We start from the raw sequence: 21,043 nt of genomic DNA, 5'->3' as shown, positions 1-21,043 counted from the left end.
AGAAGCAATATGATTATTCCAGCATTAGATGTATTACAACAACAAATCGTGCGTTTGTATCAAGGTAAATATGACACTGCTCAGTTCTACCCGTTCGATTTAGCGCAAAGGCTAATGGATTACCAACAACAAGGTGCACAAAAGCTGCATTTGGTTGATTTGGAAGGTGCGCGCGATCCAGACAAAAAACAGTGGCGACAAATTCAAGAAGCGACCAAAGCGCTTGGTGTCGGTTACCAAGTCGGCGGTGGTATTAGAAGTGTTGAAGATGTCGCACAATGGCTTGAAGCGGGAGCCGCACAAGTGGTCATTGGTTCCAAAGCCGTCAATGATAAAAATGAAGTAGCCCAGTGGATACAGCGCTATGGCGCGCAGCAGTTCGTTATCGCTCTGGACGTGAACAAGACTGAACAAGGTTGGATGCCGGCAACGCACGGTTGGTTAGAAAGTGCGGACGTATCCTTGTTCGAGCTTGTAGATTTTTACGCCGACCTCGGTGTCATCGACTTTTTATGCACCGATATCAGTAAAGACGGCACTATGACAGGCCCGTCGTTTGCTTTATACGAAGAGCTGCAGGCACATAATCCAAAACTGCGTATACAAGCATCGGGTGGCGTGAGTTCACTAGATGATATACGTCGTTTAAAGGAAATTGGCACTCAGGGAGTAATTCTCGGAAAGTCATTGCTTGATGGTGCATTTACGGTTGAGGAGGCTTTGGCATGTTATCAAAACGCATAATTCCATGTTTAGACGTCAAAGATGGCCAAGTAGTAAAAGGTGTGCAGTTTAAAGGCCACGAAATTGTAGGCGACATCCTTAACCTTGCAAAGGCGTACAGTGATGCCGGTGCCGATGAATTGGTCTTTTATGAAATTAGCGCCAGCGTCGAAAAACGCCTACTGGATGTGAATTGGGTTGAACACATTGCCCGCAATATCGACATCCCCTTTTGTGTTGCTGGCGGTATAAAATCAGTTGCGGATGCGGCGCGCGTGCTTGAAAGCGGCGCCGATAAAATCAGTATTAACAGCCCCGCTATTGCCCGCCCTGAACTGATCCGCGAACTGCATGACGAATTCGGTAAACAGTGCGTGGTTGTGGGTATCGATAGCTTTTACGATGCACAAACCGGTGAGTATTTGGTTTATCAGTTAACTGGCGATCCTAACAGTTCTTCACGCACCCGCTACAATACACTTGAGTGGGTTGAACAAGTTCAAGCTCTCGGCGCAGGAGAAATCGTACTAAACTGTATGAACCAAGACGGTGTACGTAATGGATATGACATCGAGCAACTAGCCAAGGTACGAGAAATTTGTCATGTACCACTGATTGCCTCAGGCGGGGCTGGTAAAATCAGTGATTTTAGTGACGTATTTACCCAAGCGAACGTGGATGGTGCGCTTGCTGCAAGTGTGTTCCACAAAAATATAATTAATATGGGCGAGTTAAAACAACACTTGGCCAATAACAACATAGCGACTCGATTATGCGAATAGATTTAAGCAATGTCAGTGATGTGAATTTTTCTAAATCACCCTTAATTCCAGCGATTATTCAAGACTATGTCACTGGGCAAATACTTATGCAGGGCTTTATGGATCAAGCGGCACTCACTCATACCTTAGAACAAAAAAAAGTGACCTTTTATTCGCGCTCAAAACAGCGTTTGTGGACCAAAGGTGAAAGTTCGGGTCATTTTTTAAATGTTGAAGCTGTGTATACAGATTGCGACCAAGACTCAATCTTAGTTATGGCGTACCCAGATGGACCAACCTGCCATCTTGGCACCCAAAGTTGTTTCGGCGATGCTAAGCCTAGCCTTGGTTTTTTGGCTGAACTAGAACAAATTATCATTGACCGAAAAGATGCAGATCCCAAAAGTAGCTACACGGCTTCGTTGTTTGCCAAGGAACTTGCGCGCAGTTGTCAAAAAGTGGGAGAAGAAGGCGTAGAAGTAGCCCTCGCGGCAATGAAAAATGACAATAACGAGCTTACTGACGAATCAGCAGATTTGCTCTATCACTTGATAGTGTTACTGCAACGTCAAGGTTTATCCTTGGCTGATGTAGTCGCTCGCCTACAATCTCGCCATTGATACCTTGCACTTGGGTATTTGCCATTGCCAGAGAGTGCCGACCTTGGGTATGCTAGCACCATCCCAATTAAGGAACTCTTTGGCATGAAAGCACTTTATCCTACTCTCGCTGCACTTATTTTCACCGCAGGATGCGCAGGCCCAGCGCAAAAAGAACTGCAAGCTCAAGTTGATAACCTCAGCGCATGTGAAAAAATAGACGCGCTTTTAGGTGCGTACGACAATCGTTTTGCGGGTTTAAAGCTTACCCGTACACAATCGAAATTTATTGATAGTTGGCAAGCACGCTACAATCTAGTTGGCGATAGCTGCCAAATCTCAGCTTTAAATGAAACAACTTATTCGTACAGCTGCCAACAAACGTACAAAGAAAAAGAGGCTGCTGTCGCAGTACATCAACAAGCAATTGATTTCACTCGCCAATGTTTAGGTGAAGGTTGGTATGAACAACAAAAGGAATCAGAAACTTCGCTACGTACCACCTTTGTGTTAGAAGAAAGCAAACCGGCTATATCTGTCCATACCGGGAAATCACTCTCTCGCTCAACTCCGTGGATGACGTCCTACGACATTGGTAAAGCGAAGTAAAAAACACGTTTATATTACGAAGAAAAGCCGGGGCTCATCCCGGCTTTGTTGTCATGCTTATGTTTTACAGCCTGTTACCACCCAACGGTGATTCATAGAATTAGAGTACTTCACGCATCATGACGTGAAAATCCCTTCTGTGTTAGTTACATCTATTCTGGTCTTGATTCCGAGCAACCAGCAGGTTCGAGAATTTAAATTACCCCAAATAAGGTTTGGTTAGAGTTACGCTAAGATTGGGGTCTTATATCGCGACACCACTTAAGCATTAAACAACCATTAACCTTTGCAACACAAAATTAACTTTAGTGCAAAAAGATAGAACTGCCAATTTACCCTTGTGCATCCCACTTCCATTACGGCACCTTATTTTCTCGATTTATGGCTTAACATCATAGGACTATGGCCTATATTGGCCATCTTATTGTAAGATGAGTATATCGGCTGGAATGAATGGTCAATACAAAGACTAGTCAAAGCGTTGGATTATATGGCTTGCTTTCAAGTACCTAGTTTATTGCACCTAGCGCCGAGCTTGTGGTAATCCACAGCCTGATTTTTGCCGTTTTTCTTAGCTGTGTACAGCGCTGCATCCGCCATTTCGATGAGGGATTTAGTTGTAGTTGATAGTTCCGGAATGATTGAAATAAAGCCTGCGCTAATGGTTACGGTATCGTATTTCGGTGCGGGATGATTGATGCCGAGATTAGCAATCTCTTCTACGATGTTCTCAGCAAGCTTTTCTACTCCACCTTTTTCACCATAAGTGATAACGGCAAACTCCTCACCACCATAACGGCAAATTATGTCGGTTTCGCGATTACACACATTGAAAAAAGCGCGTGCGATTGTGCGCAAACATTCATCACCATCGTAATGTCCTGCGCTATCGTTATACAACTTGAAACAGTCTATATCAGCCATAATCAAGGAAATATATCTTTGTTCACGGCGGGCTAAATTAAGTAGGAAGGCTAACTGGTTATCAAACTCACGTCTGTTTTTAAGACCTGTTAAGCCATCTACTGTGGCTTGCTTGTACAAGATCTCACTCGTGACCTCAGGTTCTATAATCCCCAATAAAATGACGGCTTCGCCCTGCTCATTGCGGCATAAGGCTTTTGCTCGGCTGGTAAAATAGTTAACCTTTTCGGTGACTTCGTCGTAATAAGGAAAGCGGTTGTTGTATTCACTGCACTTATTTGCACGCAGGTCACTGTAATCTTGAAGCACTTTGCGGGCTTTGTTAGTACTTTTCAACGCGATGAACTTGTTGTAATCACCTGCAATCGGGCAAGTTTCAGTGACACTATGCATCACCTTGTCATTTTCAAGATGAAAAGTGTCGCACATAGTTTTATTACAATAAAAGGTATCTGGGTTATCTTCTAAGTCTATCAGCCACCATGAAACACCAGAAAACCCTAAAAAAAACTCACACTGTTTATAGAAGTGTTCAACTCGGGAGTTTGGAAACATTTCAAATGTTCTGTTTGCAACCATCAATTGTATTTATTTTAGTCTACTGTGGAGCAGTTAACATAATTTAACCGATGCTGAACAAGTGAATACTTAGCGTGTGTCACTCAACTGTCATTTCATTTTCATGGCGATGACTTTTTTGCCCTCCACACTCGAACGTAACTAAAATTCCCAGTAGCACTAATATGTTCCCCATCTACGTAATTAATTTAAAAGGCAGTGATGACAGACTCGCTCGTGCGAGTGAACAATTGGCTAATCAAGCACTGACATTTGAACGAATCGATGCGGTCAATGGCCGCGAATTGAGTGTGCCGCAAAAGCACGCAGTTGTGGACTTACATGCAAACAGAAAGAAATTTTACCGCCCTTTGAGCGATGGCGAGATTGGGTGCTATCTGAGTCATAGGAAGTGTTGGCAACGACTCCTTGACTCTCAATACGACTATGCCTTGGTTCTAGAAGACGACTTTACCGCAATCGGTACGATCAAAACTGCTATAGAAGCTACAATGAATAATGCGCTACCTGTAGACATCATCAAACTGTGCAACTATCAAGGTCGCGAGCGCCCTATCAAATATGGGCAATTGCTCTCACCAAAGCAGACGTTAGTGGTGCATGATAAACCTCTCAGTGGCTGCTGTGCCTACGTGATCACCCGAAGTGGAGCGAAACGCATGTTAGCCCATTCGCAAAAGTTTTATCGCCCAGTAGATACCGACATTCAACACACTTGGGAAACGGGTGTGGATGTTGCTGCAATACAGCCATACCCTGTTGTACAAGACAACTTTTTTGACAGTGACATCGCCTGTAGAGGCCGCAATAAACCGAAAGCCTTTGTGTTACAAAAGCAGTGGTTGGCTTTACAAAACTGGCCACGCACACTGATGGCCCGTCGCTCCTTGATTTGTAAACTAAAAGTACAGAACAAAGTGCCATTATCGGCACCTGCCACGAATCCATAAAACACGACAGCAGATACCGATACTAGGTAGCCTTAGTCAATAAGGTCTACACCAACCCACGCTTTAAACATTGCTTTTTGTTCATCGGTAGGTGCAGCCACTGGTTGCACTTTGGCATCTTTATCGAATTGTTCACCTAACAGCAACGTCGCGGTTTGCAAACGATCGCGACGGAAGTAACTCACTGTCACCTCATCCCCAGCCTTGTATTGACCTAAAGACGTTGCAAGGTCAGTACTAATTCGACGACCATCAAGGGCAACAATCACGTCACCCGCTGTTAGTCCCGCCTGCCAACTTGCACCACCGCGACGAACATGTTCGAGTTTAAGCAACCCTTTGTCCAACGAGGTGTTAGCGTCAAGGCTCGCAATCGCTTTGGCATCATCTGGATACACACGCTCTAAACCGACTAAATTAAGCAATGCATCGAAGTCTACTTGCATAGGCGCATCAACATTTTGCGCCCACCATTGACTGTAATCTTGGCCGCTTACGTCCTGTAAAATGGACAACACATCTTGTTCGTTAAAGCCCTGAGGTAACTTGTGGTTATTGTAAAGCGCACGGTGCACATCGCGATAGCTCACTTGGGTGTTAGAGTCATTCAAGAGTTTTAGATCTAAAACCATCGACAATAACGAACCTTCAGAATAGATATTGGTGCTGTAATTCTTACCATGATCACCACCTTGATTTATCCACGCATCAAAGCTCGTTTGCGCAACACTTTGGGTATCGCGACCTGGCGTCAGAAGATGACGATTTATGCGCTTTGCTAAATCTTTGAAAAATTCCGTTTTGGTCATCAATCCTGCACGCAATAACAAATGATCTTCAAGATAACTTGTTGAGCCCTCTGCCAACCACAATAGGCGGGTGTAATTGGGCTCGATGTAATCATAAGGTACCATCCCTGCTGGGCGATAGGCTTTAACATTCCAAGTGTGGATGAACTCATGAGCAGCAGTGGCGATAAAGCCAAGGTAATCTTCACGTTTTGCGAATTTGTCTCGCTGACGTTGGATTATCGTAGAATTAAGGTGCTCAGTAGCACCACGCGCACCTGATGTCGCATGTACCATGAATACGTAGCGCTCATACGGGTAGTCATCCCAAATAACATTGCCCGTTTTCACCAAGGTGGTTAAATCTGCGACCATTTTTTTGCTATCGTAGTTGCCTTCGCCCCAAATGACTAATTCATAGTCACGGTTATCCACGGTGAAGGTGTGAAATTCATTGATACCGGTTTCAATTGGAGAATCAACTAACACATCAAAGTTAGGTGCCACAAACTGGTGTTTATTTTTGCCCGTTTCCATGCCCGACACCGAGCGCCACGACTTAGGCACATTTAATTGCACCGTTACAGGGTCGTTACGTGTGGCTTCGCTGTACATAAAGAAACCTGAGGCATCAATAAATGCATGGGTGTCATCGATATGACGAGCACGTAAACCAAGCTCATTCGCATAGACTTGATAATTTAAAGTCACCTTAGTAGGTTCATCAAGAAAAACTCGCCACGTGCTTTTATCTATTTTTTGCCATTTGAGAGCGTCGCCATTTTCATCTTTGGCTTCGAAATAGCGCACGCCATTTGCCAAGTCTAAAATGTTGTAGCGGCCAGTACGCCATGCTGGAAATTTAGCATCAATGTAGCTTTGACCGGTTTTATCAAACGATACTTTAACGTCACCTAAATGATGAGCGCCTTGCGTAATATCGAGTTGATAATGTGTGTCAGCTAATGCTTGCTGGCTGAGAAAAAGTAAGCTTGCGGAAATTACGTTTCTAATCACGGAACACCTGTACATCAAATTCAGTGCAAATAGCCTATCAAAGCGCAAGCAATCGAAACAATTTTTTGCGTTTAATCACGGAATCTCAAGAAAAAAACAATAGTTAAAACGGTAATGCATAAAAATATGTTATACACTGAAAAATATAATTGTGACTAAGGAAAAGAAGGCGTGACTGAACAGCTTGAAGCTTTACGAAAAAAGTTGAATTCAGCCATTTCACAAAGGCAAACGATCGAATCTACGCGACAGGAACAAGTTGGTGCGCTTACCCAATTTATCGCTAAACTTTCGTTGGTCTGTAAAGGGATTGATATAGAGTTAGACAACCGCCTAGCCGGTTTTAGGCGTCTTCTGCAAAATGGTTCTAATTACAAAGAGTTGAGCCCCGTTATTCACGAGCTCAATAGCCTGCTATCTCGCCATGAGGCAAATGTTGACGCCCAGTATCGCGAGCTACAGGCCAGCATCAACCAAGCAGGCGTGCGGCTCCAACAACGCAAAGGCTTGCCTGACGAATCACGTAGAACACTGCGTGAGTTACTTAACAAGCACTTGGCCAATGCCACATCGCCACTGGATTTTTTGCCTTTATTCGAGCGTCTAGTCAACATCTACGATGAAGTACTGCACGCTAAAGAAAAAGGCGAAGACAACACAAACAATGATGACATTAAGCACTTTGTTACTGAGCTGACGCAAATTACCAGCGAAGTTAGTGTACAAGGCGAGTTTGCCGAACTCGTTCGTACCATCAAAGCAAATATCAATAATGCATCAGAGCTTGAGCAGCTGCTCAATGCCAGCATTGAGCTGATGCGTATTATTATTTTGAGTTTGGGTAAAGAACGCCGTTCTGCGCAGCATTTTTTAGCATCTTTGAACCAAAGTTTGGCCGACTTACAGCAGATACTAACCAACACTACAGATAAGTCGCGCAAGCTCGATTCAAAAATCAATGATGTGTATAAACAGATTGATCATAATATCTCAGAGCTAAGTATGAGCGCCGAGAAAGCGACTGACATCACTGAATTAAAAGTCACTGTGGAGTCGCGTTTAGCAAGCTTAACAGAGCAACTGTTAAGTAAAGAACAGCTTGAAGCGCAACAACGCGATGCCTTGCAAGAAGGCTTACAGTCCATGCAATCTCGCGTTAATGACCTTGAACAGCAAGTTGAGAGCTATGAAACAACCATCGAGCGTCAGCGCATTATGTCGATGCAAGACAGCCTTACCAAGTTGCCTAACAGATTAGCTTTTGATGAACGTCTCGAAATCGAATTAGAGCAAGTTCGCCGCACCAATTCAGCGGTCAGCTTGGTAGTGATTGACGTTGACCACTTCAAATCAATCAATGACAAATATGGTCACAGCGCCGGCGACAAAACCCTACTTGTGTTGGCCACCGCAATGAAAAAAGCGATTCGCAGTACCGACTTTATTGCCCGCTTTGGCGGTGAAGAGTTCGTGATAATTATGCCTAATGTTGATATTGGCAATGTTGTGCGCCCACTCGATAAACTGCGTAGTAGCATTAAAGGTATCCCCTTTAAATTCAAAAACGAACAAGTTCAAATTACCGTTTCCATTGGTGCCACCCAAATTCTGGCTAACGACACCGCACTCAGTGCCTTTGACCGTGCAGACCTAGCTCTGTATGAGGCAAAAAATGGTGGCCGTGATCGCTTGATAATCAAGAAATAGCCCGTGTTTCACAAAGGAGTAGGCTATGAAAATACAGCTCAACCCAACTGGTGTTCTAAATTTACTTTCTCAATTGGAAGTCGATTTGTTAGAAACGTCGACTACTGAGCGCTACCGACTGTTTCGCAACTGTTCCTTAGCTGTTCTCAATGTTGGTAGTCATACTGATTCTAGTGCGGAGATATATGACAGTTACAAAGATTTTGATATCAGTCTCATCGTCCGTGAGCGCGGTATCAAGATTGAACTCACTAATCCGCCACAAACTGCGTTTGTGGATGGCGAGATCATCCGCGGTATCCACGAACATATCTTCTCGGTGATCCGAGACATTGTCTTTATTTGTCAAAAGCATCACATCATGGAAAAACATGATCCCAAAGCCATTACTCACATGGTATTCGATATGCTTCGAAACGCCGGTGCACTTGAGGTCAACGCCGATCCGAAAATGGTGGTGTGCTGGGGTGGTCACTCTATCGCTGAGCACGAATACAAATACACCAAGGAAGTGGGCTATCAACTAGGTCTGCGCGGTATGAACATTTGCACGGGTTGTGGACCAGGCGCGATGAAAGGCCCGATGAAAGGCGCGACCATCGGCCATGCAAAACAAAGGATCAGTAACCCACGCTATTTAGGGTTAACCGAGCCAAGTATCATCGCGGCCGAGCCACCGAACCCTATTGTCAACGAATTGGTGATCCTGCCAGACATTGAAAAACGACTTGAAGCTTTTGTTCGCGTAGCGCATGGCATCATCATTTTTCCAGGTGGTGCGGGTACGGCCGAAGAGTTACTCTATTTACTTGGTATCTTATTGCATCCAGATAATGCTAAACAGCAACTACCAGTTATCTTGACGGGTCCAGCACAAAGTAAAGAGTACTTTGATGAAATCGTCGCCTTCGTTGAATCAACGTTAGGACAAGAAGCGCTCGATAAATTTGAGGTGATAATCGACGACCCACAATTAGTGGCCAGTACGCTCAAAGCCAAAATGAAGCAAGTGCGCGATTATCGCAAACAAGAAGGCGATGCTTATTACTTTAATTGGACGCTGCGTGTCGATCCGCAATTCCAAGCCCCATTTGCACCTACGCATGAAAATATGGCGGCATTGGATTTACACTTAGCACAGCCCAAGCAACAGTTAGCAGCCAACCTAAGACGCGCTTTTTCTGGTATTGTAGCTGGTAATGTAAAAGATGAAGGGATCCGTGCAATTAAACGACATGGTGTGTTTGAATTGTCGGGTGACCCTGAATTAATGAAAAAAATGGACGCGCTGCTCAGCGCATTTGTGCGTCAGGGGCGCATGAAATTACCGGGCAGTACCTACATCCCCTGTTATACAATTCGGACCTAATGCAATTATTACTTATTGATGCGCTGAATTTAATTCGGCGCATATACGCTGTCTGTGAAAGCCAGTACGGCCCGCAAAGTGAACAAGCCATCACACACGCTATTGAACGCACAGCTAACGCAGTTCAAAAACTAAACCGCCAGCATCAACCTCACTATGCACTGGCCGCATTTGATGGTGATACCAGCTGGCGCTACGATTTCTATGAAGGCTATAAAGCCTCTCGAAAACCTATGCCATCAGCCTTACAGCAGCAACTTCCGCGCTTTATTGACGCCATCACCCAACAACAGGTAAATGTTGTTCGCGCAGAAAACGAAGAAGCAGATGATGTTATCGCAACATTGGCGGCGAAAGCCAGTGCTCAGGGTTTGCAGGTCATCATAGTATCTACCGACAAAGGCTATTTGCCGCTCATTGACAAGGGCGTGATTGTCTATGACTACTTCAATAAATCGGCACGTACTCGCGAGGATATCGAGAAGAAATACAACGTTGGCGTTGAGCAACTTTGGCAATACTTTGCGTTGGTAGGTGATAAAACTAACGACATTCCTGGGGTCAGTGGCATAGGCGCGAAATCAGCACAAACACTGTTGCACACCTATCCTACTGTTGCCATCGCCTTGCAAGAACAGCCCGATGGCAAAGTTCAGCAACTATTAACGCGAAACTTGTCAGACTACGTTCGTGCACTTGCCTTGGTTTCATTGCGAACTGATATCGATTTAGGTATATCTTTAAAGCAGTTACGTGTGCGCGAGGACGCTGCGCATATCATTTTGACAACGCAGCAATCTTAGCAATGTCGCTACTTAATGGGTATACTGGCTCAAGTTATCGGTGCAAAGGCAGAAAGTAGATGTGGAGTAAGGTTCTCAAATACATAATTTTGGGTATCGGTGTATATGCAGTCATTGCAGCCCTTGTAATGAGCCTATATAAAGATGACCCCGGAGCTATGGTGTGGCAAGACAGAGAAGCCTACAACAAACGCTTTATCGCGAAATTGGATACCTCCACACCTATCCACATAGAAGAAGTGCTAGAAACACTCGGCACACCGGACTTAACCTTTGTTAAGCGCCGCGGTGACGATATTTATCAAATCGTTTTTTATCGCACACAACATGTCAAAGCCGATGGCATCACCACCAAAGATGAGTGCACTGGGCTATTGTTTAAAAATAAAAAGCTATTAGTTTGGGGGCAACAGGCTGAACTCGCCTATGACAAAGTCGACTTACAATCCTAACCATGTGCAAGAACTTGGTAAATTAGTAAATTACATAGCCAAACTGCACAAGGCTACCCGCGATAAGTCGCAATGGCCAAGCCTATACCCTGCTCTTCTCGTATTGAGTGAACGATTAAGTACACTCAACAACAATAGCAGCAGCCTGTTCCAGTGGCTGTTATCTTGCGAACTAACACAATTTCCTTATGCCACACGCTTGCACATCAAACGCATCGCCGCACTTGCTTGTTTAACCAAGTCACAAGGGTATCAAGCAAAAGATTGTCAATTAATGATGATGGCCATACTCAGTGCGGATTTGTCAGTATTAGGTGTTATCAACAAACGTGCTCAAAACACACCGTTAAGCGAACGAGAAGTCCAACAACTTCAACGCAGCACGTTATTAAGTATAAAGATGTTGGATATTAACGCCCAACAGCACCCGGCCTTGGTGCAAATTCTCGCCAAGTCGAAGCAATATCAGCGCATTATCACCAATAAACAAAATGCGCAATTGTATGACGGCTATACCCGTATGGTCGCTCTTGCACAACTATTAGGAAATTACACCACAGCAACCGCAACTAAAGAAGGTGTACATTTCTTTAATGCATGTGCCTACATTTACAAAATCACGCGTCAAACCGATATTCAATCTTTATGCACACAAATAATTGAGTATTTATCACCGCAATTGCTTGGGAGTTACTCTCAGCGCAGCGACCAGTGCTTTATTTACATGGGCCAACACCCAGACAACGAACACGTTTTTTCGGACTTAAGAACGGATAAACCCCGTTACCGTATTATTAAACAGCCCCATTGGCAGTATGTTTCACAATGCGAAATTTACGATGACGTGAATGACTTGCTTGAACGTGTGGGTGCACCCGTTCAACGATTGTCGAAAGCTTCGCTGCGTACAGTAGATAATCGTGTCTTAGTACAGCAACTGAGTCAGGCTCATTCATATTCTGAAATAGAGAAATGTGTTGCCGAACATCCACAGTTGATTGAACGCATAATGCAAGAAGCATCAGCGTACAATCGTACATACCAAAGTGCTGGAACACTGCGCCACGCCCTAAGCATGGTCGGTTTGTACAAGGTAGGTGATTTCATCACTCGTGTGCTGTTGGAGCAGCAGGTACAAGTACTTAAACATCCTTTGGCAGCTTTTATTAAGGCCCGCGTAGACTGTACTCACAAGCTGGTCGCGTTTATGAGTGAAAAGATGCAAAACGTTTACTCAGAGCGACTCAGTGCATTGTATCTTTGTTATTTCAATTACTTTATTCAAGAAGCAGGGACGAAATTATCACGCACCAGCGCGCTTGACCCACTTAAGTTACCCTTTGATGAGCATGCGCCTCGACCTATTGCTGCGCTGCTTGGCGTCACCGAATACAATAAAGAGGCATTACGCGCTTACTTGGTGCAACACTTAGGAGAAAGTGAGTGGGTTACGGCATTGATCCAAAGTGAGCAACTGCCATTCAATGAACTTAACACCAATGCACGCATTTGTTTTACCTTTAAGCTGGTGCTTTTTCATTTATACGGGCATGGGCACAGTATCGAGCCATGGCAACAACAATTGGTAAAAAATACCATGATTGAGTGTCAAGGACCGAGTATCCAACTGGAAACGCTTATCACCCAAGCTTTATCTATCGCACCCTACAATGGGGTGTAGAAAATTCCAGCATAATTCACCATATTTATGTCGGATATAATATATATTTAAAAGCCATATACTGGAAAAAATGGGGGTTTACTGCTAAATTCGCCCCTGAATTCTCACGTAAAATTTCCGACACCACTTTTTAGCTTTTCATTACACACTGCATGGGCGGTGTGTTTTTGGTATTGGTGTCGGTCACTTCTATCAGTTTAAGGAATACGTAAAATGGCTAAGCAAACCATTACGGTCATCAAAGGCGATGGCATCGGTCCAAGCATCATTGATTCTGCAATTGAAATTCTAAATGCAGCGGGTTGTGAGTTCGACTATGAATTCGTAGACGCTGGTCTAGCAGCACTAGAAAAAACTGGTGAACTATTACCACCTGCAACGCTTGAAGCCATTGAACGCAACAAGATCACATTAAAAGGCCCACTGACTACACCTGTTGGTGAAGGCTTTACTTCAATCAACGTAACACTGCGTAAGCAATTTAACCTTTACGCAAACGTTCGCCCGGTTAAATCATTCGCAGGCACTAAAGCGCGTTACGATAACATCGACATCATCACTGTACGTGAAAACACGCAAGGTATGTACTCAGGTCTTGGTCAGGTTGTTTCACAAGACGGTAGCGAAGCGGAAGCGATGTCAAAAATCACCCGCGAAGGCGCTGAGAAGATCGTTACTTTTGCCTACGAGTTAGCACGTCGCGAAGGTCGTAAAAAAGTAACTGCGGTTCACAAAGCGAACATTCTTAAGTCAACATCGGGGCTATTCCTTAAAGTTGCACGTGAAGTTGCTGAGCGTTACCCAGATATCGAATCTGCAGAAATGATTGTGGATGCGACATGTATGAAACTAGTAATGAGCCCAGAAGAGTTCGACGTAATCGTTACGACTAACTTGTTCGGTGACATCTTGTCAGACCTATGTGCAGGTTTAGTTGGCGGTCTTGGTATGGCTCCAGGCGCTAATATCGGTGAAGATGCAGCTATCTTCGAAGCGGTTCACGGCAGTGCGCCAGACATCGCAGGTAAAAACCTAGCTAACCCAACATCTGTTATTCTTGCATCTATTCAAATGCTTGAGTACCTAGGTATGGGCGACACCGCTGAGCGTATTCGCGCAGCCGTTGCTGACGTGATCAAATCTGGCGATCGTACAACACGCGATCTAGGCGGTGAGCACGGCACAACAGATTTCACTGCTGCGGTTATTGAACGTCTGTAATAACAGTATAAGCATATAATTTGTTTAAAGACCCGCTAAATGCGGGTCTTTTTTTTCATCTCAAAAAGATAGAAAGGTTTAATTATCCTCACAGCGTAACTATTAATTAATTTCACGAATAACTTATCTAAAAAATTAATTTTTACGGTTGACATTAGTTGTCTAAAAAATTAACAATAGGGTTAACGTTTTTTAAGCACACAGGCCACAGGGCCTTTGGGTATAACATGTCAACAATGTCAGTTCTCGTAGTGATCCTCGTGGTGGTCTTTTCAAAGACCGCGGGGCATGCGTGAGCTTTCAAATAAGCGAAACAACCCCCGCACTTTATGCGGGGGTTTTTTTTTGAGGAATGAGGATGAGTAAGCAGCAATTCAACGGCGGGGAGCTAGTTGTCGCCGCATTGAAGAAACTTGGAGTAAATTATATCTTTGGCTACCCTGGGGGGTCAGTCTTAGACTTGTACGACGCATTATTTGAGCAAGAGGATATCGAGCATATTCTCGTTCGCCACGAGCAAGCTGCAACACACATGGCTGATGGCTACGCTCGCGCCACTGGCGAAGTCGGTGTTGTCCTTGCCACCTCAGGCCCCGGTGCCACAAACTGCGTTACAGGTATTGCTACTGCTTACATGGACTCGATCCCCATGGTGGTTATCTCGGGCCAAGTGCCCAGTAACCTTATCGGAGATGATGCTTTCCAAGAAACAGATATCGTGGGTTGCTCACGCCCTATTGTAAAGCACAGTTTTAACTGCCGCAGTGCGCAAGATATCCCAACCATACTGGCTAAAGCCTTTTACATTGCAAGTACTGGACGCCCTGGCCCTGTGGTTGTAGAGCTCCCGAAAGATATCCTTAACCCCGCGACAAAATTTGACTTTGTTATGCCTGATGAAGTCACTATTCGTACGTACAACCCAAGTTCAAAAGGTCACCCCAAACAAATTAAAAAAGCAGTGAGCACGATTCTAGGGGCGAAGAAATTAGTGGTGTATTCAGGCGGTGGTGTGATCCTCTCCAATACCAGCGACAAACTGACGGAGCTGGTGGAAACCCTTAATGCTCCTTGTACAAACACGCTAATGGGCTTAGGCGGGATCAGCGGTGAGCACCCTAATTTCATTGGGATGCTAGGGATGCACGGCACCTTAGAAGCAAACAAAGCAATGGCCCATGCTGATGTTATTTTAGCGTTGGGCGCACGATTTGATGACCGTGTTACCAATAATGTGAAGAAGTTTTGTCCTGATGCGACCATAGTGCATGTTGACGTAGACCCGACATCTATTTCAAAAACCATTAGTGCCCACATTCCTGTTGTGGGTAGTTTAGACATAGTGTTCGACCAACTGCTAGAAGCCATTGCAAAATCTTCTCAAGGTATTGACCGAGACGCACAAGAAGATTGGTGGCGCCAAATTACTAGTTGGCGCGAGCAAAAATGCCTGAGCTTCACCCCAGGTGAAGAAAAAATCAAACCGCAAACGGTTATTCAGAAGCTGTACCAAGCCACTAATGGTGATGCCTACATCAGCTCAGACGTTGGTCAACATCAAATGTTTGCTGCACAGTACTACCCTTTCAAACACCCTCGTCAATGGATCAACTCAGGCGGTCTTGGCACCATGGGTTTTGGGTTACCAGCGGCAATGGGCGTGAAGTTAGCCTTTAGAGACAAAGAATCTATCTGCGTTACGGGTGATGGTTCGATTCAAATGAATATTCAGGAGCTTTCAACCTGCTTGCAATATAACTTAGCGGTCAAAATCGTGTCATTAAATAACCGCTCCTTGGGTATGGTTCGTCAATGGCAAGACATGATGTACAGCGGTCGCCACTCCTCTTCGTACATGGAATCTTTGCCTGACTTCGTGAAATTGGCAGAAAGCTATGGCCATGTCGGTATTCGCGTTGATCATCCCAATGAACTCGATGCTGCAATCGAGAAAATGATGTCTATTAATGACCGATTAGTGTTCTTAGATGTGCGTGTCGATGAACTCGAGCATGTATATCCAATGCAAATCAAACTAGGTGCAGTTGATGATATGTGGCTGAAAAAAGGAGTAAAAGCATAATGCGTCGTATACTTTCAATCCTATTAGAGAACGAGCCAGGTTCGTTGTCACGCATCGTGGGTTTGTTTTCACAGCGCGCCTATAACATAGATAGCCTTGCCGTTGGCACAACTGATGATGATTCACTGTCACGTATTACTATCACTACTAAAGGCGGCGACCGCGTACTTGAGCAAATTCTTAAACAAGTAAACAAGCTGGTTGATGTACTTAAAGTTATCGATTTAACCGAGCAAAGTCACATCGAACGTGAATTGTTATTAGTGAAAGTGGTGGCCCAAGATGAGACAACCCGTGCTGCGGTGACGCGTGTTGTTGATGTCTTTGGCGGCGCCATTTTAGACATGGGCCGTATAAGCTATTCACTGCAATTAGCGGCGAGCACTGAGAAATTAGAGTCTTTCCTCGACACCTTACGTCATGAGACCGACATCATTGAAATGGTGCGTTCAGGCGCAATTGGCTTGGGCCGCGGTGACAAAGCACTTAAGGGTGGCTAATTTCATATCGTGATTAGCCTTTTGATTGCTGTTGCAGTTAAAAGGCTGAGGCTCACTCTGGGCCCTACACGCTTCTCTATTAACCTAAATCGTAGATGGGTCTATTACACAGATATGCCAATATGATTGTGGTGAACTAAATATTCGAAAGTGATTATGCCCACGACATGTATCTTTATGTGGTATTTGTGATGTTTAAAGGTGTGCGACTAGTACCGTGGTGCTGACGGAATCGACTATTTTACGCTTCAAGAAAGTTACAAACATAAAAAAAGGGCCCTCTCGGCCCTTTTTATCAAAATTCGGTAAATTACGCGTTTACTGAATCTTTAAGGCCTTTACCTGGCTTGAAGCTAGGAATGTTTGCAGCCGCGATTTGGATTTCTGCACCTGTCTGTGGGTTACGACCTGTACGAGCAGCACGCTCTTTTACAGAGAAAGTACCGAAACCTACTAGCGCTACAGAGTTACCGTCTTTCAAAGAGTCAGTTACTGCACCAGTAAATGCATCTAACGCACGGCTAGCCGCTGCTTTTGAGATTTCAGCATCGTTGGCAATTTTTTCGACTAATTGAGCTTTATTCATTGTTTGATTCCTATTCGTTATTTTTTTGCCTTAGCAAGACCTATATTTAAGTATTTTTATTAACTTGGCAACTGCAAACCACACATTTTTATGAAAAAAATTCGCTGAAACGCCTTATTTGTTAACGTTTCTCGATAACTAACGTGATTTCGCCAACTTCCATACCCAACTTAACAATAGACGTGCGGTTGATCAACCTTGTTTCGGTGACAAGATACATCCAATCGTCTAAGTCCACTTCCATGGTATCCCCATCATAAGGGATTTCCAGTGTATATTGCCAGTTAAAAGCGTTACCACGAGTAATACCTTTGGCAGTACCAATCACATCCCCAGCTTCACCTGTCAGTGTGCCGTCGTCCTTGAGCGTGATTTTCCATATGCGCTCACCGACTTCCCCGTTCTGATAGTAGAATTGCTCGTCGATAGTGCCCAAGTTTCCTTGCCAAGTGGCCTGCATGTCGACTTTGAATCGTCGCGTCACCATGCCCGAATAGTCCTGCACTATTCCGTAGGCTACTAACTCTCCATCGAAGAAAGTTCTAAAATCAAATTTTGGTTCAGTCCCTTCATAATCTTCAATGGAAGCACTGCACGCACACAGTAATAATAACAAGCTTCCTAGCAACACATGTTTCATTCGCTAGCTCCTATCAATTGTTTTCTAAGTTTTGGCTCACTGGTATCAGGAGATAGCCAGATAGCAGTAAATGCATCACTGAAGTTACTGTCTTCTATCTCTGTGAGGAGTTCGCCATTGAAATAAAATGCGCCTACCCCCTCAGCACTTGTTTCATAACTCAGTGAGTCCCCTTTGCGAATATCCGGCCACAGGTCTTCAATAACCGGGCCATAAGCTTGCACATGTTCCGGCTTACCTAAATGACGCCATTGATCTTTGGTGGCTTTAACAATGTCTTTTGCCTTGAAATCACGTAAATAAGTAAGCGTTAAACGCATGGGGTGCTGACCAAACTGGTACTCACCACTGGGTGTATATAGCTTGGCTGCATACACATCCCAGAACATATACGTCATAACGCCCTCTCCAACAGCAACCATGTCACTGTCAGATGAACTCGCGCGAACGCAAGTACTGACACTCAAACACAGGGCTAAAAGTAACAGGAGTGTTCTCATTAATAATTCCTCACAGCATCGCCATCGCATGTATGCAAACATGGTAAGGTCGTTAATACTAATTAGTCTGTGTTCAATACGTTAAGCATGCGCCTATTGATCATGACTATTACTGAAAAGGTCGCCGCCCACATCGCGCCGTAAATAAGATAGAACTGCCACCATGGATAGTTAATGGTGAGAACGCCAAATTTCGCCGCTCCAAGGTAACTGAACGGAGCCGCCACCCAACACAGGGCAAAACATTGCCAAAAAGACAAGGAATTAATAAAACGTAGTGATTGATTGATAGTTAAGAGCAAGCATAGCCAAAGTATACATAACCACAGCGGCAGCAAGGGGGTTGAAAAGCTCATCAGACCTAGCTGGTTTGCAGCAATTTCTAATGCACAGGCAATCACCACGGTCGCACACAGATACAGATCGATTTTGCGGACCTGAGACATCCAAAACATGATCGCTGCCAACGCCAGCATGACCGGCACAGCATTGTTTTGGAAAAAAAAAGCAGCCCACCAGCTGCTTTGAAATAGAACAAAGTTAGTAACTAAGCGCAATGTCGGTGTCATTACTCTTAAATCCTTGTTTGCGAGCCACCAAATGAACGGTGCTTATTGCGCGTTGACGAAATGCCCCTTCACAATACCCCAAGTAATAATGCCACAATCGATAGAAGGCTTTATTAAACTTCTGCCCTTGAAGTTGCGGCCATGCTTTGTCAAAGCGTTCACGCCAATCAGCGAGAGTACGTGCATAGTGCAAGCCAATGTCATGCAGTTCGTGCATCACCAACTCTGTACCATGGCGCAAATGACGGCTCATTTCATCGATACTCACCAAGCAGCCGCCTGGGAATATATATTGTTGAATAAAATCGGTTTGTTTGATGTAAGTACTGTAACGTTGGTCGTTGATAGTGATCGCTTGTAACAACATCGCACCATTATCTTTGAGCAAGCTATTACACTTGTTGAAAAACCCACTGAGATACTCATGACCGACCGCCTCAATCATTTCGATAGACACGAGTTTGTCGTACTTGCCCTCAAGTAAACGATAGTCTTGCTTTAACAAAGTGATTTTGTCTTCGAGACCCAGATCACGAATCTTCTTGGCTACATAATCATGCTGCTCTTCAGAAATGGTTGTTGTCGTGACATGAACGTTGTAATGACTTGCAGCATAGATTGCAAAAGCGCCCCAACCTGTGCCAATTTCAATTACTTGGTCACCGTCTTTGAGCTGCGCTCGTTCGCAAATCAATTTAAGTTTGTGTTGTTGCGCTTGCTCCAAGCTTGCATCTTGTTGCGGATACACAGCGCATGAATACAGCATCTCGTCACTCAAAAATGACTCATACAGCTCGTTACCTAAATCATAGTGAGCAACAATGTTACGCTTGGAGCCACTATTACTGTTTTTATTGCGTAAATGTTTAAGGCGGTAAATTAGTCCACTTACCAGCGCAAAACGGCCTTCAAAAGCGTCAAGCTGATCCTGATTGAGCACAAAAATCTCGATTAGGCGTGTCAGATTATCGCATTCCCAATGCCCTTCAATGTATGACTCCGCGGCACCTATACTGCCGGAAAACGCAAAGGCGTGATACATCTTAGGGTCAACCACGCTGACTACAGCCTTGAGCTGAGATGACTGATCACCAAAATAGGTAACTGATTCATTGCTTTGATGAACCTCGATACAACCATGCTCTATGGTATTCAAGGCGCCGAAAACTAACTTCTTCGCTAACTTAGTTCGCCAATTAAGGTTTGGGCTGACTTTAACCTCAGTAACTCTATCCATCATTTATTCCCAGGGTGAGCGTAAAAAGGCACTCGTTTTAAAAATAATTTCACTGCTTGCCAGTAGATCCCTTTGACGATGCTTAAGCTCATTGCCGGGAAGCGTTTGAGCAGCTGACTCACGGCTTTTTTGTCTAACATTTGACGTTGCAAGCGCATGGTCGCATCGAAAAGAAGTTCGTCCTGACGTTTGTTCTCAATGTGGATAAGCAAGGACCGAGAAAGTACTTTAACAACCCAGTGATAATGCATATCCAAATTCATAAAAGGAGATACGTGGAAACTCTTCTTAAAGTTCACTTTAGTATGCAAATCAACTAAATAAAAGTGCCTTTCGTTCCAAGGAGTGTTGCTTACTTCCGCCATCATGTAGGAAAAGCTTGTCGCTCCGACCTCTTTAAAGAAGTAAAAATTGGCAGGCGAAAAATACACCCCAAAGCAACGTAGTTGCGCTAGCAAATACACAGATTCAACTTCAATACTGTCATTGAGTGTGTGCAGTTGTTTAATCGCTCGCTCTTTAACATCACCTTGTTGAAATGGCACATAGTCACTTTCCTTGAATCGTAGCAATTTGCCTCTACCCGTTCCGAGTAGAGGATGAACATTGTCGAGCTGTTCAGGATGTGCCAAGTCCACCCACATCATGTAGAGCGGGTAATTAAACTTATGTGATGCCACAGTAAATCGGCGATGACGCACATCACCTAGCATAATGGCACTGTGCCAAGTATGGTCTAACTCGG

21 protein-coding genes are annotated in these 21,043 nt (G+C 44.4%); 13 read left to right on the top strand and 8 right to left on the bottom strand.

Going from position 1 to position 21,043, the window contains the following annotated elements; translation table 11 throughout:
• Positions 1-9 precede the first annotated feature (9 nt).
• From hisA to V1358_RS14765, 4 genes are all read left to right on the top strand, one after another.
• Entirely contained in the window at positions 10-744 is a 735-nt protein-coding gene (hisA, locus tag V1358_RS14780; protein WP_347394023.1) for a 1-(5-phosphoribosyl)-5-[(5-phosphoribosylamino)methylideneamino]imidazole-4-carboxamide isomerase, read from the top strand.
• Positions 726-1,505 (top strand): imidazole glycerol phosphate synthase subunit HisF, encoded by a 780-nt coding sequence (hisF, locus tag V1358_RS14775; protein ID WP_347394022.1) that lies wholly within the window; start codon positions 726-728, stop codon positions 1,503-1,505. Before hisA ends, hisF begins: the two co-directional genes overlap by 19 nt.
• Complete coding sequence (gene hisIE / locus V1358_RS14770; RefSeq protein ID WP_347394021.1) at positions 1,496-2,104, top strand: bifunctional phosphoribosyl-AMP cyclohydrolase/phosphoribosyl-ATP diphosphatase HisIE; 609 nt, start codon at positions 1,496-1,498, stop codon at positions 2,102-2,104. The genes hisF and hisIE overlap by 10 nt, the downstream gene beginning before the upstream one ends.
• An 84-nt stretch (positions 2,105-2,188) precedes the next feature.
• Positions 2,189-2,692, top strand: coding sequence for a hypothetical protein (locus V1358_RS14765; RefSeq protein ID WP_347394020.1), 504 nt, complete (start codon positions 2,189-2,191; stop codon positions 2,690-2,692).
• Positions 2,693-3,193: 501 nt separating this feature from the next.
• Here the strand turns inward: V1358_RS14765 and V1358_RS14760 are convergent.
• Positions 3,194-4,171, bottom strand: coding sequence for a GGDEF domain-containing protein (locus tag V1358_RS14760; RefSeq protein ID WP_347394019.1), 978 nt, complete (start codon positions 4,169-4,171; stop codon positions 3,194-3,196).
• A gap of 188 nt (positions 4,172-4,359) precedes the next feature.
• On the opposite strand from V1358_RS14760, the gene V1358_RS14755 reads away from it, so the two are divergent.
• Complete coding sequence (locus tag V1358_RS14755; RefSeq protein WP_347394018.1) at positions 4,360-5,145, top strand: glycosyltransferase family 25 protein; 786 nt, start codon at positions 4,360-4,362, stop codon at positions 5,143-5,145.
• A gap of 32 nt (positions 5,146-5,177) precedes the next feature.
• On the opposite strand, the gene V1358_RS14750 is transcribed toward V1358_RS14755, so the two are convergent.
• Entirely contained in the window at positions 5,178-6,947 is a 1,770-nt protein-coding gene (locus tag V1358_RS14750) for a M61 family metallopeptidase (RefSeq protein ID WP_347394067.1), read from the bottom strand.
• A gap of 174 nt (positions 6,948-7,121) precedes the next feature.
• Here V1358_RS14750 and V1358_RS14745 point away from each other — a divergent pair, with 174 nt between their 5' ends.
• The 8 genes from V1358_RS14745 to ilvN all read left to right on the top strand — a co-directional run bounded on the left by V1358_RS14745 (position 7,122) and on the right by ilvN (position 16,766).
• Positions 7,122-8,657, top strand: a complete 1,536-nt coding sequence (locus V1358_RS14745) for a GGDEF domain-containing protein (RefSeq protein ID WP_347394017.1) — start codon at positions 7,122-7,124, stop codon at positions 8,655-8,657.
• Positions 8,658-8,682: 25 nt separating this feature from the next.
• On the top strand, positions 8,683-10,026 hold the full coding sequence (gene ppnN / locus V1358_RS14740) for a nucleotide 5'-monophosphate nucleosidase PpnN (protein WP_347394016.1): 1,344 nt from the start codon (positions 8,683-8,685) through the stop codon (positions 10,024-10,026).
• Positions 10,026-10,829 carry a 5'-3' exonuclease H3TH domain-containing protein gene (locus tag V1358_RS14735; RefSeq protein WP_347394015.1) on the top strand — a complete coding sequence of 268 codons (804 nt, stop codon included), beginning with the start codon at positions 10,026-10,028 and terminating at the stop codon, positions 10,827-10,829. The genes ppnN and V1358_RS14735 overlap by 1 nt, the downstream gene beginning before the upstream one ends.
• 59 nt (positions 10,830-10,888) lie before the next feature.
• Complete coding sequence (locus V1358_RS14730) at positions 10,889-11,281, top strand: DUF3192 domain-containing protein (protein WP_347389911.1); 393 nt, start codon at positions 10,889-10,891, stop codon at positions 11,279-11,281.
• Entirely contained in the window at positions 11,256-12,962 is a 1,707-nt protein-coding gene (locus V1358_RS14725; RefSeq protein WP_347394014.1) for a hypothetical protein, read from the top strand. Before V1358_RS14730 ends, V1358_RS14725 begins: the two co-directional genes overlap by 26 nt.
• 213 nt (positions 12,963-13,175) lie before the next feature.
• Positions 13,176-14,183 (top strand): isocitrate dehydrogenase, encoded by a 1,008-nt coding sequence (locus tag V1358_RS14720; protein ID WP_347389913.1) that lies wholly within the window; start codon positions 13,176-13,178, stop codon positions 14,181-14,183.
• 358 nt (positions 14,184-14,541) lie between these two features.
• On the top strand, positions 14,542-16,266 hold the full coding sequence (locus V1358_RS14715; protein ID WP_347394013.1) for an acetolactate synthase 3 large subunit: 1,725 nt from the start codon (positions 14,542-14,544) through the stop codon (positions 16,264-16,266).
• A complete protein-coding gene (gene ilvN, locus V1358_RS14710) occupies positions 16,266-16,766 on the top strand; it encodes an acetolactate synthase small subunit (RefSeq protein WP_347389915.1) in 501 nt (166 codons plus the stop codon). Before V1358_RS14715 ends, ilvN begins: the two co-directional genes overlap by 1 nt.
• 310 nt (positions 16,767-17,076) lie before the next feature.
• Here ilvN and V1358_RS14705 read toward each other — a convergent pair whose 3' ends face one another.
• The 6 genes from V1358_RS14705 to V1358_RS14680 all read right to left on the bottom strand — a co-directional run bounded on the left by V1358_RS14705 (position 17,077) and on the right by V1358_RS14680 (position 21,011).
• Positions 17,077-17,352 (bottom strand): HU family DNA-binding protein, encoded by a 276-nt coding sequence (locus V1358_RS14705; RefSeq protein ID WP_347389916.1) that lies wholly within the window; start codon positions 17,350-17,352, stop codon positions 17,077-17,079.
• Positions 17,353-17,473: 121 nt separating this feature from the next.
• Positions 17,474-17,992, bottom strand: coding sequence for a DUF3833 domain-containing protein (locus V1358_RS14700; protein ID WP_347394012.1), 519 nt, complete (start codon positions 17,990-17,992; stop codon positions 17,474-17,476).
• Positions 17,989-18,492: a chalcone isomerase family protein gene (locus V1358_RS14695; RefSeq protein WP_347394011.1), complete on the bottom strand. Its 504-nt coding sequence runs from the start codon at positions 18,490-18,492 to the stop codon at positions 17,989-17,991. Before V1358_RS14695 ends, V1358_RS14700 begins: the two co-directional genes overlap by 4 nt.
• Positions 18,493-18,554: 62 nt before the next feature.
• Complete coding sequence (locus V1358_RS14690) at positions 18,555-19,061, bottom strand: DUF2878 domain-containing protein (protein WP_347389919.1); 507 nt, start codon at positions 19,059-19,061, stop codon at positions 18,555-18,557.
• A complete protein-coding gene (locus V1358_RS14685) occupies positions 19,033-20,298 on the bottom strand; it encodes a class I SAM-dependent methyltransferase (protein WP_347394010.1) in 1,266 nt (421 codons plus the stop codon). The genes V1358_RS14690 and V1358_RS14685 overlap by 29 nt, the downstream gene beginning before the upstream one ends.
• On the bottom strand, positions 20,298-21,011 hold the full coding sequence (locus tag V1358_RS14680) for a DUF1365 domain-containing protein (protein ID WP_347394066.1): 714 nt from the start codon (positions 21,009-21,011) through the stop codon (positions 20,298-20,300). The genes V1358_RS14685 and V1358_RS14680 overlap by 1 nt, the downstream gene beginning before the upstream one ends.
• Between the last annotated feature and the right edge of the window lie 32 nt (positions 21,012-21,043).

The organism is Pseudoalteromonas pernae (assembly GCF_039831865.1).
Lineage (GTDB): Bacteria > Pseudomonadota > Gammaproteobacteria > Enterobacterales > Alteromonadaceae > Pseudoalteromonas > Pseudoalteromonas pernae.
This window is presented reverse-complemented; position numbering and strand designations above follow the sequence as displayed.